Below are 15678 nucleotides of genomic sequence, written 5' to 3'. Positions count from 1 at the left end.
ATCAGGGCAGCGAGATGGCCGATCACGCGTACTTCACCATGGCCACCGGAATGCCGGTCTATTTCTGTGACCCGCACAGCCCATGGCAGCGGGGCACGAACGAGAACACGAATCGACTGCTGCGCCAGTATTTTCCGAAGGGGACCGACCTGTCGGTCCATTCCCAGGCTCACCTCGACGCGGTCGCCCGGGAACTCAACGGCCGTCCCCGTGAGACCCTCGGCGGCTACAAACCCGTCGAGAAGATGAACGAACTCCTGCTCAGACACGGTGGCGCAATGACCACATGAGGTCAAGGACCCCTTCGCGGTTGTCCACAGGGGTCTCGTCCTATCCCCAGACCCGCCGATTCCCTTGACATGCCGATGTCGCCGCGCCTGTCCACAGGCAAGATCAATACTCGCGCGAAACCCCGACCAACCCGGGTAGAATGGAAATAGGGGGACCCCTTGGGCTTGTCCACAAGGGGCCGGATTCATCCCCAGGCGGGCGGCTACGGTTGACACGGGAGTGCGGGCCCGAGTTGTCCACAGGCCGGGTCGACGCATAGGAACGTCGCCGTCTGCCCAGGTAGAATGGATATTCGGGGGATCCCTCGCGGGTTGTCCACAACCGAGCAGGCCATCCACAGCCGCATCGACGCCCTTGACGAATCACGCACGGTGGGTGAAGGCGGGCGTAATCCTCCACAGGGGAACTGGTCGCCAGGCTGGGACAACAGGTGTCCAGGCTCGTGCGGGACGAGCTGGAGCTGGCCAAGACCGAGCTGAAGGAGAAGGCCCGCGACGCCGGGATCGGTGCCGCGCTGGGTGGCGCGGCCGGGGTCGTGGCCTGGTTCGGGGTCGCCGCCATGGTGGCGGCGGGCATCGGCGGGCTCGCGCTGGTCGTGCCGGTGTGGGCCGCCGCGTTGATCGTCGCGGGCGCGTTGTTCCTGGTCGCGGCGATCCTGGGGGCCACGGCCGCGCGGCGGGTGCGGCACGCGGTGCCGCCGATCCCGGAGCAGGCGGTGGCAGGCGCACGGCGCGATGTCGAAATCGTGAAGGAGAGTGCGCACCGATGAACGGGGACAGGCAGGTCAAGGACGACACGCTGCGCGCCGATATCGAGCTGACCAGGCAGGAACTGGCGGGCACGGTGGACGCGCTGGTCGCGAAGACCGACGTCAAGCGGCGGGTGGGCGAGCGCGCGCACCAGGTCAAGGACAAGGTCGACGAGGCGTCGACGCAGGCGGTGGAGTTGGTGCGGCGCAAGCCCGTGCCAGTGGCGGCTGTCGGTGCCGGGGTCGCCGCGCTGGTGGTGGCACTGTTGCTGCTGCTGCGACGGGGTAGGTGAGCCTCATGCGATTGGTTCACCGGCCGTTGAGCATGCTTCGGGGTGGTCAAGGCCGGTGTGGACCGGGCGGGCGCCAAGGGGTTCCACCGCCTCACCGGCAAGCACCTCGATGATTGACACTCAGTTCTCCGACTCCTCCGTCTCGGCGTACACCTCCTCCACCGGGATGGGTTCACGGACGTGTTTGTGCGCGTAGTCGTCCAGGGGCGTCTCACTGCGATCGAGGAGGTCGTCCTCCTCGGGGTCGTTGGTCACCGTCGGGGGGGTAGCCCGCGATCGCGTCCGCCACACCCGTGCGGGTGATGTTGCGTGGCGCCCGCCCGGGGTAGAGGCTGTCCGCGGGCGGGCGATCGCCTGGGACACGGCGGCCTGAGGGGGCACGGAACTGCACGAGATGGACCCCGCGGCGCTCGCCTTCGAGTCGGCCCCGGCGACCATGTGGCTGGTCACCGGGCCGGATCACCGCGTCCTGGTGGCCAACCGGCTGGCCAGGGCGAGCACCGGCCACCGGGCCGACCTGGTCGGGGCACCGATGCGCGAGTTCGGCGGCGCGCACCTGCTCGAACTCCTGGACGAGGTCGCCCGGACGGGTCAGCCGCGGCTCGGGGTGGAACGGCCCGAGGCGGGCGGCTACTTCACCTACAGCGTGTCGTGCGTGCCGTCGGCGCTCGGCCCGGTGCTGCTCGTGCACGTCGTCGAGGCCACCGAGTCGGTGCGGCAACGCCAGGCGGCCGAGGCCGAGGTCGCGGACGTGCGGCAACGGCTGGCGGCCGAGCGCAAAGTCGCGTTGCAGCTCCAGCGCAGCCTGCTGCCCGCGGGTTTGCCGTTGCTGCCGGACCTGGGGTTGAGCGCCGCGTATGTGCCTGCTGGGGAGTGGTTGACCGCGGGCGGCGACTGGTACGACGTCGTCGTGATGCCGGGCGATCGCGTCGGGCTCGTGCTGGGCGACGTTGTCGGCAACGGTCCGATGGCCTCGGGTGTGATGGGGCAGCTGCGCGCGGTCGCGGCCGAACGGCTGGTCCGGGGCGGCACCGTCGCCGAGGTGCTCCGCGCGTTGGACACCATTGCCGCGATGTCGGTCGACGCCCGGGGCAGCACGGTGTGCGTGGCCGTCCTCGACCGATTGACCCGAGTGCTCGAATACGGCAGTCGGGGTCATCCGAGGCCAATGCTCCTGGGCGCCGGTGGCGACGCCCGTTTCCTGGACGGACCGATCGGGCCGCCGCTCGCGTTCACCGATTCCGACTCGCCGGTCGCCTACGAGGAACTGAAGCCCGGCGAGACGCTCGTGTTCTACTCCGACGGCGTGGTCGAGGCACCCGGCCGGGGTTTCACCGAGGGCCGCGACCTGCTCGTCGACCGGCTGGCGCAGGTCGCCGCGGAGCACACCGACCAACGCGAGCTGCCCGCCGTGGTGTGCGCGTCGCTGGTGTCCCTGGTGGACAACGAGACCTCGCGCGACGACGTCAGTGTGCTCGCGGCGACCGTACTGACCGAACCGTCCCCTCGCCTGTGCTTGGCCCTGCCCGGGGCCCCGGAGCAGCTCGTCGTCCTGCACCGTGAATTGAACGCCTGGCTGGACGCATTGTCCGCGCACCGGGACGACCGGACGGCGATCGCGCTGTGCGTGGTCGAGGCGGTGACCAACTCGATCGAGCACGGATATCGCGACCACAGCGGCACGGTCACGGTGCTGGGCGAGCTGGACGGGGCGGGTGGCGTGACGGTGACCGTGTCGGACACCGGGACCTGGCGGGAGCCGGTGGTCCGCAGTCCCTATCGCGGCCGCGGGATGCTGATGATGCGCGAGTGCAGCGACGTGCTGCACGTCGACACCGGGGACGAGGGCACCACTGTCCGGATGCGACGGTCCGTTCGCCGTCCGCCGATCCCACTGCCGGAAACCGATGTGCCGCACCGGGAAGCGGTCACGTACGAGATGCGGGCGACGATCGAGGTTGCCGGGTCGACGGTCCGGGTGACTGTGCTCGGAGTGGTCGACTCATCGAACTCGGTTCAACTACGCGGAACCCTGCAAGACGCGGCTCGCAGCGGTGTCGGTGCATGTGTGCTGTTGCTGGACGGCATCGATCTGCTGACGAGCGCGGCGTTGCAGGTCCTGTTCGAGCAGGTGGTCGATCTGCGCGCGGCGGGCCGTGACCTACGGTTGGTGGCGGCCGCGGACAGTCCGGCAGGCGCGGCATTGACCGCGAGTGGATTGGACCAAATCCTCCCCGTGGTGACCTCGGAGTAATCAGGTCACTGTCCCATTGCTGCGGCCATCGCCATCGGGTTCTGGTATTCGCGCCAGTGCACCACCAGCCCGTCGCGTGTGGTCAGCACCCCGATGAACGGCGCCGACGCCCGGCGACCGTCCCGGTGCAGCCGCGCGACCAGTTCGTACTCGACGATGATCACGTCCGGATCGGCGGTCCGGTGGACCACGACGTCGCGGCTCTCCTCGATGCTGAACGGCAGCGCCGCCCGCCCCGCCGCGGCGAACTCCACGAACGCGGCCCGCCCCTCGATCCGTCGCGCTCGCCCGGCGGGCGCGAACGGCATCTCGACGACGACGTCCTCGGCGAGCAGGTCCCCGATCGGCTCGCCGTCGATCCATCGGCGCTGCATGCGCTCGAACATCGCGGTCATCGACATCCCCTAACATGAGTGGCAACTCAACTTGTGTCGGACGATAATGAGTCGCGACTCAGGTTGTCAACGAGAACGGAGCCCGATGCCCGCCCGCGCCGACGCCCAGCGCAACCGCGCCCGCATCCTCGCCGCCGCCGAGGAGGTCTTCACCGAACTGGGCCCCACCGCGTCCACAGAGGAGGTCGCGCGGCGCGCCGGGGTGGCGATCGGGACGGTGTTCCGGCACTTCCCGACGAAGCGGGACCTGCTCGTCGCGATCGTCAAGGACCTCATGGCCCGCCTGGCCGACGAGGTCGCGGCGCTGGCGGCCGAGGGCGACCCGGCGACCGCGTTCTTCGACTTCTTCACGCGCGTGGTCGACCAGGCCGCCGCGAAGAAGTCGGTGGTCGACCTGCTCGCGGAATCCGGCATCGCCCTCGACGTCGCCGACCCGCTCGACAGCCTGGGGCAGGCGATCGGCGCGCTGCTCGCGGGGGCGCAGGCGGCCGGGGCGGTGCGGGCGGACGTGCGCCTCGACGAGGTCATGGCCCTGCTCACCGCGCTCAGCCAGGCCGCCCTGCGCGCGGGCTGGGACGCCGATCTGCGACGGCGAACCCTCGCGGTGATCCACGCGGGCTTCCGTCCGGTGGCTGGTGTGTCCTGATTGGACTTTGACGGGTGCTGGGCGGGTTGTCCGATTGCGGCTGCGGCATGGCGTGTGTGGGAGTGGGGCCGCTGCGGTCGGTTCGGGGGCTGCTGGTGTCCGCCGGCGACGGTGGTCGGGGTTTCGGGAACGGGTTCGTTCGGCCGATGCAGCGCGTCGGGGCGAGATCGCCCACCTGACTCAAGATCGACTCTCCCCCGTCGGTCCCGGCACCAAAACCCACCGCTCCCAGGGGGATCCCCCTCGGCCATTCTACCCGGTGGGGGTGGCAAAGGATCTTGGTTCGGCGGCTGTGAGGGGTGGGGTGTGGATATCTTTTCGACGCTGTCGCCACCTGGGGGTTCGCGGCAGCCAATGTCGTGACCTGCGGGTTCTTACTGGTTGATGCCGATTGCTTCCGGCTGGTACCTGACGTCTGACGGCCTGTGGACGGCCTGGGCGTCGGTCGGGAACGGCCTGAACGGCCTGGGGCTCGCGCGCGATCTGAGGTCCGTGGGGTGGTATTCGCTCCGGATCGAAGGCTGTGCGCGAGCCTGTTCCACGTTCCCGTGGTGCGATCCGCGCTACGGACGGCAGCTCAGATCAACGTCTGCGCGGATCGTGCCACGGGTGCCAGGGGTCCAGGGGCGGGCGCCCCTGGTACCGACCAGGTTGGCAACGCGTCCTGACCGCCTGAGGCCACATTGCTCTTTATGCGAAGGTCGGTCTCGGGCTAGAACGGCGGGCTCGTTCACCCGTCAGCGCCGGTGAGGCGCTGGAAAAAGTCTTCATGGGACAGACCGCAGAACATCGCAAGGGTCGCGACCTCGTCAGGTTCGAGTGGCACCACGGGCGTCTTGGAGTCGGCGATGAGGCGATTACGTGCCCACCGTCGTAGCGGTTCGAGTTCTGGGTCAATTCCCGCCATGATCACTCGCAGGTCGACCGCGCAAACCAACTTGTGCGGGGGAACCTCTGTCTGCTCCATTGCATCTTTGAGGACGTCCAGGGCAGACACGCCCAGCGCCTGACAGATCGCGACGAATCGGCCTAGCGTGCATTGCCTAGTCCCCTGCTCATATGTCGCCAAGGTCTGTACGTGCAGCTCGAACTCGACCCGCTTGACCACCTGAGACCGTGTCCATCCCAGGTCTTCTCGGGCATTTCTGAGCTGTCGGCCAACGGAGCGGAGCAGCTCAGGCCGCACTAGCGTCCGGTCAGTGTCAACCATCGGTCCTCGTCGGTTTGCATCGGCGCCGCCCGTGCGGTGTGGTGCGTCTCGACCCGGTGGCAGGCTGTGCCGCGCGCCCGCGCGGGCGAAGCGGAGCGGGAGCCCGCGCTGTGGCGCGATGGATACGGACCGGCCTGCCACCAGGACAGGCACACCGCGCCGCGCCGCGCGGGCGGCGCGGCCTTGATCCCATAGAGCCAGATTCAGCAGCAACCACGAACATGCAGGGCCAGCGGCGCGCCCCTTGTCGGCATCTCGGGAAGGTCTTGACTGGTGCGGGCTGGGGGGTGAGACGGCGGGAGCGACGCAGGTTGCCCCCGCTGGAAGTGCGCAAAAGGTTGGATGGGCTAACGGCCCAGTCTGGGGATCACGCGATCGTCGCAGGTGACGAGCGCGCCTCAGAGGGCCTACGGTGGTCGATGTGGATGAGCGTTGGAGTCATAGCGGCAGGAATGCGGATCTGAAAGGACAGGCGGCGTGATCGAGCTTGCCTTGACAGAGGAACGCCGGAAGGTGTTGGCGGCGTTGCTGAATGACGAAGAACGCCTTCGGGTCGAATATCCGAAAGTTGATGACTATCTGAGTACCGCCCTGGGATTGCCAGGAACAGGCGATAATCGGATAGACAACGCGTTCGATCTACGCTTCGTTCATTATGTGACGGGCGGGCGCACGGAAAGCGAGAATCCGTATTGGGACATCGTTTCGCCCTTTGTGCATGAATGCGACGGGCGCAGGCTAGTAAATGCTGGCCATTCGAACGGAAGTGGCCGACTTGCGTATGCCCAGATGCTCTTACAAGGAATATTTGCATATGCGATCCCGTCTCCGGAAACCATAGAGTGGATAGCCGCGTTCTGTGCAGGTAGGCCGATGATCGAACTCGGAGCGGGCCGGGGCTACTGGGCGGCACAGATCACCCGCGCGGGCGTGAGTGTCCAGGCGTACGACTCATCACCCCCAGACAAGGAAGACAATAGTTCCTTCTCGCCTGCGACCGGGCAGATTGAAACCTGGCATCATGTCGGGAATATTGAAGAGTTCGACAGGGATGTAGCCAGTCGGCCGGGCTATGTGCTGTTGCTCTGCTGGCCTCCAGGTTGGGGTGCGCCCATGGCATCGGAAGCCCTGGCAGCATTTGAGAGAGCAGGCGGCGAGCGTCTGATCTTCGTTGGGCAGCACAAGGGGGGAATGACCGGAGACGATGCGTTCTTTGAGGCGTTGTCGAACGGCTGGACACTGGAGTCGGAGGATTCACGACACGTGTCATGGTGGAACATTCCCGATGTCGCCGAGGGGTGGGTACGCCGTTGAAAGTCCGGGCCGGACATCGGTCAGGATGTCCGGCCCAGGCAGGCGGGATGGCCAGCAGTCTCAAGAATCAGGATTGAGATTCATTCTGAACACAAACGCGTCGTAACGGTCTTGCGGGTAGGAGATGTCGGAGATCATCAACATCTGCCCGTCTACCGCGCGGAACTCCTGGCGTACCGTCTTGACGAGGGCTCCCACGGGCGTGCGCAACCACTCCGCATGGACCTTCGTCGGCATCTTGTCGGCAAGGGTTTCCTCTAGAACGGTCGCGCCGGCCGCCCCGTTCGCGCCTACCCGGTGATAGGTGTCCGAGATCGACACAGGATGCCCGCCGCTCGAAACGCGCGTGATGACATAGACAAGCTCGTCCCCAGTCTGAACTCCGAAGATGTCCGCAAGTTCGTCTGTGGCGGAGACTTGCGCGGTTTCGCGGTGAACGTCGACCGACTCTTCGGATTCTGCTCCGAATGACACTTCCGGGCTCTGCATCTGGCGTTCCGGCGAAATGCGCACGAGGTTGGCACGGTCTGCGACGAAGATGCCACGACGGCGAACGGTTCGGACCAGCCCCTGACTCCTGAGTAGCTCCATAGCCTTACGGACCACGATGTCCGACACGCCGTGCTTTTCCGCCATCTCGGCGTGGCTGGGCAACTGGATCCCGGGCGACAGGTCTCCGCCCCGGATGAGCCGCGCGTACGTGCCCGCGATGGAGACATAGGCGGGCTCCCGCACCGGTCCCGGCCCTCCCTCGGTGTCCACCGTGCCACCGCCTGGCCCTGATCCCGTCATCGATCCCGATCCTCCTTCGGTGTCGACCGCGCCACCCCTGGTCGTGATGGCGCGGGGGAGGCGTAGCAGCCTTCGTATACGCACCACTTGTGCGTATACGAAGCTACGTATACGATGGTTTCACGAGGGGGTAGCGCCCCACCTGACGACCAGCGAGAGGACTGCCTACGCCATGGCGATCAGCAAGGGACACCGGTTCCCGATCAACTTCGATGACGCGTTCCCGCAGGGCCTCGTCCTTATCGGCGAGGTTGCTCCGGACACGGAGTACCAGTCACGGGAGGACAGGGCGTCCGGTCGGCCGGTTCGCCAGCGGGTGGATGAGGAGACCGGACAGCGGCAGTGGAAGGCGAAGGTCACCGACCCGGGCGAGCCCAACGCGAAGCGGGCGTCGTTCGAGATCACGTTTCTGGCGGACGTGCAGCCGGTCCCGTCCACCTCGGAGGTGCTGCCGGGTATGCGGCCGATCGAGCTGGCGGGCCTGACCGCTGAGCCGCGTGTGGCGGGCAGTGGGGAGTTCAAGTACCAGTCTTACGTCTACCGGGCCAAGGGGTTTGCGGGCGCGAGCCCGGCCGCCGGTAGTACTCGGGCGGGGAAGTCCGCGAGCGAGGCACCAAACAAGGCCGCGTAGGCACTGGCGGGAACCCCATCGCCGTCGTCCCGTTCTCGGAGTGGGGTGACCGGAACGTGCGCTTCGGGCAGGCGTTCGAGGGCGTGCGGCACGAAAGAAACGACGCCCGACTGGCTATCGTAAGCAGATTTCGCTTTTGAGGGGGCTTAAGAGGCGCACAGCGTCGAACGGTCCATTGCCGGGAAGCCTTGAAAACCGTTCGCCGCCGCGTCTTCCACTGAGCGGAAGAGGTCAATCATGTCACAATCTATCACACGGGGGTCGGGGGGAGAAGTACAGCTAGACCCGATGAGTGCGGACATCCTGCGGGATGTGCATGTGGCGTTAGTGCACGTGCGTCCGCATGTGCAGGCTTCGGCCAGGGAGTGGTTGAGTTTCTTCGGTCGGAGTGCGCGAGCCTATGAGCGGATTGCCGTTCAGGACCGTGGCCACCAGCATGAGGCCCTTTACTGGGCTGCTCGTGAGCGGGAGAAGGCGGAGACTGTTCCGGCGTCCATTCCCAGTGAGGTGTTGGAGAATCGGCCGAATCTGGTTCCCGCTATTCGTGTGGGTACCAGTGTGGATGCCATCCGATCGTTTGCCCTGATCGGTGCGCGGCTGCGAAACGTAGCCGGTGTCAAGGGATTGTCGATCGAGGGTCAGGCCGCCTTCTATGCCGCGTGTGCCGAGTATTACCGGATGGTGGCGGAGATCGACCGGTTTCATCACCACCAGGCGCTTGGCGAGGCAGATCGGTGTTCCCGGCTTGCTGCCGGGTTGGTGGCCGCAGGCCGTGCGGGCAGGTCGACGTCCGACGTGACGGCCAAGGGATCGCAGAAGCGACAGAAGGCAGGTTCGCGGTGAGGGCGTTACGGGTGCCGATCTGGGCGTTCGGCTATGTGTCCGGTGTGGCCGGTGCGAGTCTGTATCGGCGGTGGCGTCGGCGGCGGTGGTTGCTTCGGGCCGCTGGGCCGTTTCAAGGGGACTGCAACTTGTGGACCGATAAGGATTGGGAGTATTACACCTTCTTCGAGGATCGGCGGAAGCGCCTGTGCGCGTGGCGGCAGATGGCCCGGTATCGCGTCGCGGCGGCGACGTACGGGTTGTATCGCCCGGAGAACCTCGACGTCGCGAACCCGTTGTCCGTGCGGGATGCGGCCGATTCCTCCGAGGGGGCGCGATGACCCGGCGGCGGTGGGTCTGGGGCCTGGGCTACGTCTGTGGTGTGGTCGGTGCCAGTGGGTACCGGCGGTGGCGGCGGAAGGCGTTGGCGAACAAGGCGTGGCGGCCGTTCCAGGGTGACCCGGAGAAGTGGACGGAGGTGGATCACCTGGAACACAGTCGGTACGAGAACTGGACGGCGTTCGCCGCCTCGGTTCGGCGGGCCCTGGGCATCGTGGTGGCGAAGACCACGCACGGCCTGTACCGGCCGGAGCATGCGGCCGACCTGGACGCGCATTGGTACCGGCGACACAACTGGGGCACGAAGTGGTCCGACGCCGGAAAGGCGGCGGCGCGGGCGGCGGGAGTCGCCTTATCCAAGCTCACCCACGGCGTGTACCGGCCGGAAGACCTGGACACACCAACGAACGGGAACGTGAACGCGGACGATCATTGACGCTACGGCGGGGTGATTATCGATAATTCGCACGCGGGTCGTGTGACGATTCCGCGCGCCTAGGGAAGGGCTATTTCGGGTTAGGTCACAGGAACGGGTCAATGGTTTGGCGGCCTCGTCCCGTTCCTGTGACTGTCCACTCGGGGGAGTGAACGAAAATGATGGTAAGGGATAGGCGTACCCGTCGCGCAAGGGGGGTCACCCTGGTTCGTCGGACGCGGTGCGGTCAATGCGGGAAATACGCGCGTCTGCTGCCGGGGGATGTGGAGTGCGCGGCGTGCGCGGGAATGCTCGCGCTGATTTTCGACACCATTTCGGTGCCGTCGCAGGCCACGGCTCGGGGTGCGTGGTGAAGGGCGGGAACGGCCGGTGGATCGACCCGGCCCCGTTGGAGGTCGCACGGCCCCGATTGCCGTGGTGGACCATGCTGCCGGGCAAGGCCAAGCTCGTGCTGTTGCCGGTGGTGCTGGTCTGGTTTGCGGTGTGGGTGACGGCGAAGTTCGTGCGGATGAGCTGGTACTACCCGCTCACGGTCGCCTCGGCGGTGTTGGGTCTGCTGGTCTGCAACGTCGGTGGGTGGTGGTTGCTCGGCGGCCTGGTGGTCCCCGTGGTCGCGGGGTTGGCGGTGTGGTGGTGGCAGGCGCCGGATGTGTTCACGCGTCGGATGGCGTGGGCCAGGTCGGAGTTCCGTCGGGTGGCGGTGTACGCGTGGCAATGGCGCACGGTAATGCGCCTGGCCTCGCTGACCGGGAAGGCCGGTCGCCGGGAGCACCTGCCCAAGCTCAAGCGGGTGCGCTCGGAGTGGTGGCGCGACCGGGTGCGGGTCCGCATGGTCAAAGGGCAGGCGCCGGAGCAGTGGGAACTGCGCGCGTCGGGGCTGGCCCACTCGTTCGGCGCCGGTTCATGCCGGGTTCGGGTGGTCAAGCCGGGGCGGTTGGAGCTGGACTTGATGCGGGCCGACCCGCTGGCCAACCCGATCCCCCTCCCGGCCCTGGACACGGCCGCGACGGTCAATCTGAAGAAGGTCCCGGTGGGCCGCACCGAGACCGGTAAGCCTTGGTGCCTGCGGCTGCTGGGCGGCCACCTGCTCACGGTGGGGGCGACCGGTGCGGGCAAGGGCTCGGTCCTGTGGGCGTTGGTCTGGGCGTTGGCGCCGATGGTCAGGGCCGGTGTGGTGCGCCTGGTCGGGATCGACCCCAAGGGCGGTATGGAGCTGGGCCAGTGCCCGGAGGTGTTCTCCGAGTTGGCCTATGACGATCCCGAGGAAGCCGTGGAGCTTCTGGAGAAGGTCGCCAGCGACGTCCGGGCACGCGCCACCCGGTTCCGGGGTGTCCGTCGCACGTGGACCAAGGACAGCGGTGTCCCGTTCACGGTGTTGATCGTGGACGAGTTGGCCGCGCTGATCGCCTATCTGCCGGACAAGCGGCTGCGTGAACGCGCGCAGGCCGCGCTCCAGGTCATCACCTCGCAGGGCCGTGCTCCCGGGGTGTGCGTGGTCGGGTTCGTGCAGGACCCGCGCAAGGAAGTGGTCCCCTTCCGGAACCTGTTCCCCACCCGGGTCGCGATGCGCCTGGACGAAGCGGCCCAAGTGGACATGGTCCTCGGTGACGGCGTCCGCCAGCGCGGTGCGGCGGCCCACGAGATCGCCGAGTCGACTCCTGGTGTGGCGTGGGTGAAGCACGACGGCCAACGCGAACCCGTGCGAGCGAGGGCGTTCCTGGTCACCGACACGAACCTGATCGAACTACGGAACGAGATCACCGGCGGGTCTGCCGTGATCGTCCCGTTCCCCGACACAGACGACTTCACCTCCGGAGGAACAGCAGCATGAACACCACTACCCTCGTGTACGGCAGTCCCACGGCGCTCGTGGACATCCCCGACTATCTGTCCATCATGGACTCTCTTCGTGAGCACCTGGTGGTGTTCGCGGACCTGCCCGTTCCGGCCTACCTGTGTGTCTCCGGGTACGCATCCGGCGACGATACCCACATCAGTGTGCAGTTGCACGGGGGCCGGTTGATCGACACCGTGGGAGATCTCGTCGAGTGGTCCGACACCTTGGTGGACTGCGTGGTGTCCGTGTGGCGGCCGGACAACGACGAATCGGCACACGTGGCGGTCATCGGCACGCTCACCGACGGCCGTGCACGGGTGAGGGTGTGGGCGGGCGTGGACGGCACGCTGGGCATGGAACCCCACCAGCGCAGGACGTTCGGTTCGGAACAGCTCCACGTCTGGGGCGGCGGGTCACCGATGGACGTGACCCCATGACCGCAGACATCGTCGACATCGCCACCCGGACCCGGGGGCCGCTGGCGCGTGAGGTCGTGCGTGTCACCGCCGAACAGCACGGGGTGTGCGTGCGGCCGTTCACGATGGAGGTCACCGACACCACCGATGGCGCGGTCCGCTATGTGGGTGTGCCGTGTGGGTCCACGGTCGAGTCGGTGTGTCTGCCGTGTGCCCGTAAGGCGCGTGCGTTGCGGATCGCCCAGTGCCGGGAGGGGTGGCACCTGACCGAGGAACCGCAGACGCGCGACACCGCCCCGACCGGGGATCACACGGCGTTGGTCGAGCTGCGCGCGGACCTGGTGGCCGCGTACCGGGACACCGCCGGGGCCGATGCGGACGATCTGCGGGAGGAGATCCGCTCGGTGGATGCCGAGCTTCAGCGGCTCGGTGTCCGGGGTCGGTTGCCGTCGCCGGACACGGCCCCGGTGAAGAGGGCGCCGGTGCGCTCGACCAGGCGGCGGCAGGATGCCCCGAACCTGCCCCGGCGCAAGGTCGAGAAGCGCACTGTGGGCCGTGAGTTCGCTGGGCGGTTCCGGCCCTCGATGTTCGTCACCCTCACCTGCGACACCTACGGCCCCGTCCGCTCCGATGGTTCCCCGGTCGACCCGGGCACCTATGACTATCGGCGGGCGGCCCGGGACGCGGTGCACTTCGCCTCGCTGGTGGACCGGTGGTGGCAGAACCTACGCCGCGTCGTCGGGTGGGATGTGCAGTACTTCGCCACGGTCGAACCCCAGCGCAGAACAGCACCTCATTTGCACGCGGGAATCCGCGGGGCCATCCCGCACGACACGATCCGACAGGTAACGGCCGCTACCTATCTCCAGGTGTGGTGGCCCCCGCACGACGAACCGGTCTACGGCGGCGACAGGCTGCCGGTGTGGGACGCGCACACTGCCGCGTTCGTCGACCCGGAGACTCGGAAACCGCTCACCACCTGGGCGGACGCGGTCGACCTGGTGGACGAGCCCGCCCACGTCGCCACCTTCGGCGCCCAGGTGCACTCCAAGGGCGTCCTCGGCGGCACCGAGGAAGCCGGACGCCACATCGGCTACCTGACCAAGTACCTCACGAAGTCCACCGGCGAGATCATCACCGCCACCACTCCCGGCCAGCGTGACCACCACGAACGACTCCACGCCGAACTCGCGATCACGCCCTGTTCGCCCCGGTGCGCGGTGTGGCTGCTCTACGGCGTCCACCCCCAGGGCACCACCTCCAGGACCATCCCCGGGCACTGCAAGGGACGCGCTCACCGACGCACCACCCTCGGCCTGCCAGGTCGGCGGGTGCTGGTGTCCCGGAAGTGGTCGGGCAAGACGCTGGCCGATCACAAGGCCGACCGGGCCGCGTTCGTCGCCCAGGCCCTGGCGGCGGTGGGGATCGTCAAACCCGCCCGGGATACCTCGGCCTGGGCCTGGCGGAGGCTCGCCCCCGGCGACCGTAACGCCCCGCCGAGAGACCACCTGATCATGCGGGCCATAGCCGAACGCGTGACCTGGCGGGCCGAATACGACACGGCGTTGTTGGCCGCTGCCGGGCCACCAGGCGGGCCGGGTGTTTCAGCAACCGCGACTGCGGCGTGACCGGACTGGGGGGATAGACCATGGATGATAGCGGATTACCGACCCGATTGTGGACCACGGAAGAGCTGGCCGAACTATTGCGGCTGCCGGAGAAGACGCTGGCCGAATGGCGCCACAAGGGCACCGGTCCGGCCTTCGTGCGCATGGGCAAACATGTCCGCTATCGGCCGGAGGATATCGCCGCATGGCTTGACGCCAGCACCGAGGGCCAGCTAGCCGCCTGACCAATATTTCAGCAATCACGACGAAAGGAAAACGGGGTACTCCCATGGCCGGACACGTTGAGGATCGCTGGTACAAGGACAGGAAAGATGCGACCGGGAACGTCATTGTCGGAAAGAACGGCCGTCCCCTCAAAGACAAGACCGCGCTGCACGGCACGGGTATGCGCTATCGTGTCCGCTACTACGCAGACGGCAGCGAGCGGTCCAAGAGCTTCCCGGACCGCAGCCTGGGTGAAGCCGAGAAGTTCCTGGCGTTGCACCAGGTAAGCCCGCTTGTGAAGCTGCTGCCGGCCTCTAAGCCTGAGGAGAAGCCGGAACCGAAATTGATCACCTTCCGGGACTACACAACGGAAGTGCGCAAAGGTCGATCCAAAGACCCGATCGCCGTGGCCAGTGTGGACACCAGGTTGAACACCATGGTCCTGCCCTACCTCGGCGACGTGCCTGTCCAGCACTTCACAACCAGCACTATGCGAGAGTGGCTGGACTGGTCAAGCGGAAGAGGCGTAAAGGATTCCTACCGGGCGCAGATTTTCGACACGATCTCGGGATTTCTGCAAGCAGCCGTCTTTGACGGGTTGCTCGAACGAAACCCTTGCAAGGCTGACAGCGTCCGCAGGCCGGTTCCCGAGGAATACCGGCCGGAGCCCTGGCCTCGGGAAAAGTGCCTCACTATCCGTAGCGGCCTCCCTCCGGAGTATCGACCATTGATGGACATCGCCCTGCGTGCCGGACACCGCCAAATGGAAGCACTCGCATTCAGCCCGGACGACATGGACCGAAATAACCTCAAGCTTCACATTCAACGGCAAATCCGCTGGATCAACGGGAAGCCCGTGTTCGGACTGCCCAAGCGGCGCAAGACACGCGAAGTCTTCATCACCGAGGACTTCATCACGATGGTTGACGACCACACCACCGCTCACGAACCATATGACGTCACCCTGCCGTGGCTGGTCCCGGATGGAGACCTCATCACCGTGCGACTACTCGTCCCCGGACCTCCGCCGTCGCAACGCCACCCCTTCCCGCCCCCAGTGTGGCGCGGGAACAACTTCGCCCGGGACATCTGGGTACCCGCCTTCCAGACCACCGCCACCCCCTACCGCAAACGCATCGACGGCTTCCACGCCCTACGCCACACCTTCGCATCCAACCTCCTGGCCCACGGCGTGAGCCTCATCGAGCTGGCGAACCTCCTGGGCCACCTTGACCCGGCCTTCACCGCCCGCACCTACACCCACCTCATCCCCGAAAGCCCCCACCGCATCCGCCGGGCCATGACTGAGGCATGGCTGCCAAGCCCTCATCTCACGGCCTGAGGACGGCCCACGGTGATCACTAAACGCATCTCCCCAGTTCAGGCGAGGTATCGGAAAGAATGTGGATAACTTCTGTCGCT

Annotated in this window: 19 protein-coding genes and 1 pseudogene; 15 read left to right on the top strand and 5 right to left on the bottom strand. The window is 66.9% G+C overall.

Annotated elements, in window-relative coordinates; all coding sequences use genetic code 11:
* The 3 genes from C503_RS42310 to C503_RS42305 all read left to right on the top strand — a co-directional run.
* Positions 1-290, top strand: a 290-nt coding sequence (locus tag C503_RS42310; RefSeq protein ID WP_018683200.1) for an IS30 family transposase, incomplete at its 5' end; no start/stop codon positions are given.
* A gap of 407 nt (positions 291-697) precedes the next feature.
* Positions 698-1060: a phage holin family protein gene (locus C503_RS0136455; protein WP_051115036.1), complete on the top strand. Its 363-nt coding sequence runs from the start codon at positions 698-700 to the stop codon at positions 1058-1060.
* Complete coding sequence (locus C503_RS42305; RefSeq protein WP_018687138.1) at positions 1057-1332, top strand: DUF3618 domain-containing protein; 276 nt, start codon at positions 1057-1059, stop codon at positions 1330-1332. The genes C503_RS0136455 and C503_RS42305 overlap by 4 nt, the downstream gene beginning before the upstream one ends.
* A 120-nt stretch (positions 1333-1452) precedes the next feature.
* Here C503_RS42305 and C503_RS48710 read toward each other — a convergent pair whose 3' ends face one another.
* Positions 1453-1587 (bottom strand): hypothetical protein, encoded by a 135-nt coding sequence (locus tag C503_RS48710; protein ID WP_018687137.1) that lies wholly within the window; start codon positions 1585-1587, stop codon positions 1453-1455.
* A 139-nt stretch (positions 1588-1726) separates the two neighbouring features.
* On the opposite strand from C503_RS48710, the gene C503_RS0136440 reads away from it, so the two are divergent.
* Entirely contained in the window at positions 1727-3586 is a 1860-nt protein-coding gene (locus tag C503_RS0136440; RefSeq protein ID WP_018687136.1) for a SpoIIE family protein phosphatase, read from the top strand.
* A 5-nt stretch (positions 3587-3591) separates the two neighbouring features.
* Here C503_RS0136440 and C503_RS0136435 read toward each other — a convergent pair whose 3' ends face one another.
* Positions 3592-3981, bottom strand: a complete 390-nt coding sequence (locus C503_RS0136435; RefSeq protein WP_211222530.1) for a nuclear transport factor 2 family protein — start codon at positions 3979-3981, stop codon at positions 3592-3594.
* Positions 3982-4066: 85 nt separating this feature from the next.
* On the opposite strand from C503_RS0136435, the gene C503_RS0136430 reads away from it, so the two are divergent.
* Positions 4067-4627: a TetR/AcrR family transcriptional regulator gene (locus C503_RS0136430; RefSeq protein ID WP_018687134.1), complete on the top strand. Its 561-nt coding sequence runs from the start codon at positions 4067-4069 to the stop codon at positions 4625-4627.
* Between the two features lie 730 nt (positions 4628-5357).
* Here the strand turns inward: C503_RS0136430 and C503_RS48345 are convergent.
* Together C503_RS48345 and C503_RS49055 are read right to left on the bottom strand one after the other, a co-directional pair.
* A complete protein-coding gene (locus C503_RS48345) occupies positions 5358-5624 on the bottom strand; it encodes an XRE family transcriptional regulator (protein WP_245572542.1) in 267 nt (88 codons plus the stop codon).
* 3 nt (positions 5625-5627) lie between these two features.
* A pseudogene (locus C503_RS49055) lies at positions 5628-5837 on the bottom strand (helix-turn-helix domain-containing protein); the annotation flags it as partial.
* Positions 5838-6314: 477 nt separating this feature from the next.
* Between C503_RS49055 and C503_RS45445 the strand changes: the two are divergent.
* Complete coding sequence (locus C503_RS45445; RefSeq protein ID WP_084477235.1) at positions 6315-7151, top strand: hypothetical protein; 837 nt, start codon at positions 6315-6317, stop codon at positions 7149-7151.
* A gap of 60 nt (positions 7152-7211) precedes the next feature.
* Here C503_RS45445 and C503_RS0136420 read toward each other — a convergent pair whose 3' ends face one another.
* Positions 7212-7886 carry a GntR family transcriptional regulator gene (locus C503_RS0136420; protein ID WP_018684113.1) on the bottom strand — a complete coding sequence of 225 codons (675 nt, stop codon included), beginning with the start codon at positions 7884-7886 and terminating at the stop codon, positions 7212-7214.
* A 229-nt stretch (positions 7887-8115) separates the two neighbouring features.
* Between C503_RS0136420 and C503_RS0136415 the strand changes: the two genes are divergently transcribed.
* From C503_RS0136415 to C503_RS0136375, 9 genes are all read left to right on the top strand, one after another.
* Positions 8116-8574, top strand: coding sequence for a hypothetical protein (locus C503_RS0136415; RefSeq protein WP_018684112.1), 459 nt, complete (start codon positions 8116-8118; stop codon positions 8572-8574).
* Between the two features lie 288 nt (positions 8575-8862).
* Positions 8863-9417, top strand: coding sequence for an AMED_5909 family protein (locus C503_RS47535; RefSeq protein WP_211222432.1), 555 nt, complete (start codon positions 8863-8865; stop codon positions 9415-9417).
* Positions 9418-9428: 11 nt separating this feature from the next.
* The gene (locus C503_RS46575; RefSeq protein ID WP_026316523.1) at positions 9429-9737 is read left to right on the top strand and encodes a hypothetical protein; all 309 of its coding nucleotides are present in this window, start codon (positions 9429-9431) and stop codon (positions 9735-9737) included.
* Complete coding sequence (locus C503_RS0136400) at positions 9734-10171, top strand: hypothetical protein (protein ID WP_018684110.1); 438 nt, start codon at positions 9734-9736, stop codon at positions 10169-10171. Before C503_RS46575 ends, C503_RS0136400 begins: the two co-directional genes overlap by 4 nt.
* A gap of 349 nt (positions 10172-10520) precedes the next feature.
* A complete protein-coding gene (locus tag C503_RS0136395; RefSeq protein WP_018684109.1) occupies positions 10521-12002 on the top strand; it encodes an FtsK/SpoIIIE domain-containing protein in 1482 nt (493 codons plus the stop codon).
* On the top strand, positions 11999-12445 hold the full coding sequence (locus tag C503_RS0136390; RefSeq protein WP_018684108.1) for a hypothetical protein: 447 nt from the start codon (positions 11999-12001) through the stop codon (positions 12443-12445). The genes C503_RS0136395 and C503_RS0136390 overlap by 4 nt, the downstream gene beginning before the upstream one ends.
* A complete protein-coding gene (locus C503_RS0136385) occupies positions 12442-14052 on the top strand; it encodes a replication initiator (protein WP_018684107.1) in 1611 nt (536 codons plus the stop codon). Before C503_RS0136390 ends, C503_RS0136385 begins: the two co-directional genes overlap by 4 nt.
* Before the next feature lie 20 nt (positions 14053-14072).
* Positions 14073-14276 carry a helix-turn-helix transcriptional regulator gene (locus tag C503_RS0136380; RefSeq protein WP_026316522.1) on the top strand — a complete coding sequence of 68 codons (204 nt, stop codon included), beginning with the start codon at positions 14073-14075 and terminating at the stop codon, positions 14274-14276.
* A 44-nt stretch (positions 14277-14320) separates the two neighbouring features.
* Positions 14321-15598 (top strand): tyrosine-type recombinase/integrase, encoded by a 1278-nt coding sequence (locus tag C503_RS0136375; protein ID WP_018684105.1) that lies wholly within the window; start codon positions 14321-14323, stop codon positions 15596-15598.
* Positions 15599-15678 lie beyond the last annotated feature (80 nt).

The sequence above is a fragment of the Actinokineospora enzanensis DSM 44649 genome (genome assembly GCF_000374445.1).
Taxonomy (GTDB): Bacteria; Actinomycetota; Actinomycetes; order Mycobacteriales; family Pseudonocardiaceae; genus Actinokineospora; species Actinokineospora enzanensis.
The sequence above is the reverse complement of the archived record's forward strand: the minus strand, read 5'-3'. Positions and strand labels throughout refer to the sequence as shown.

Coding starts and splice junctions, on each gene's coding strand:
- C503_RS42305 (WP_018687138.1), top strand. CDS start 1,057: ATGAACGGGGACAGGCAGGTCAAGGACGACACGCTGCGCGCCGATATC.
- C503_RS0136440 (WP_018687136.1), top strand. CDS start 1,727: ATGGACCCCGCGGCGCTCGCCTTCGAGTCGGCCCCGGCGACCATGTGG.
- C503_RS0136435 (WP_211222530.1), bottom strand. CDS start 3,981: ATGACCGCGATGTTCGAGCGCATGCAGCGCCGATGGATCGACGGCGAG.
- C503_RS0136430 (WP_018687134.1), top strand. CDS start 4,067: ATGCCCGCCCGCGCCGACGCCCAGCGCAACCGCGCCCGCATCCTCGCC.
- C503_RS0136415 (WP_018684112.1), top strand. CDS start 8,116: ATGGCGATCAGCAAGGGACACCGGTTCCCGATCAACTTCGATGACGCG.
- C503_RS47535 (WP_211222432.1), top strand. CDS start 8,863: ATGAGTGCGGACATCCTGCGGGATGTGCATGTGGCGTTAGTGCACGTG.
- C503_RS0136400 (WP_018684110.1), top strand. CDS start 9,734: ATGACCCGGCGGCGGTGGGTCTGGGGCCTGGGCTACGTCTGTGGTGTG.
- C503_RS0136390 (WP_018684108.1), top strand. CDS start 11,999: ATGAACACCACTACCCTCGTGTACGGCAGTCCCACGGCGCTCGTGGAC.
- C503_RS0136385 (WP_018684107.1), top strand. CDS start 12,442: ATGACCGCAGACATCGTCGACATCGCCACCCGGACCCGGGGGCCGCTG.
- C503_RS0136380 (WP_026316522.1), top strand. CDS start 14,073: ATGGATGATAGCGGATTACCGACCCGATTGTGGACCACGGAAGAGCTG.
- C503_RS0136375 (WP_018684105.1), top strand. CDS start 14,321: ATGGCCGGACACGTTGAGGATCGCTGGTACAAGGACAGGAAAGATGCG.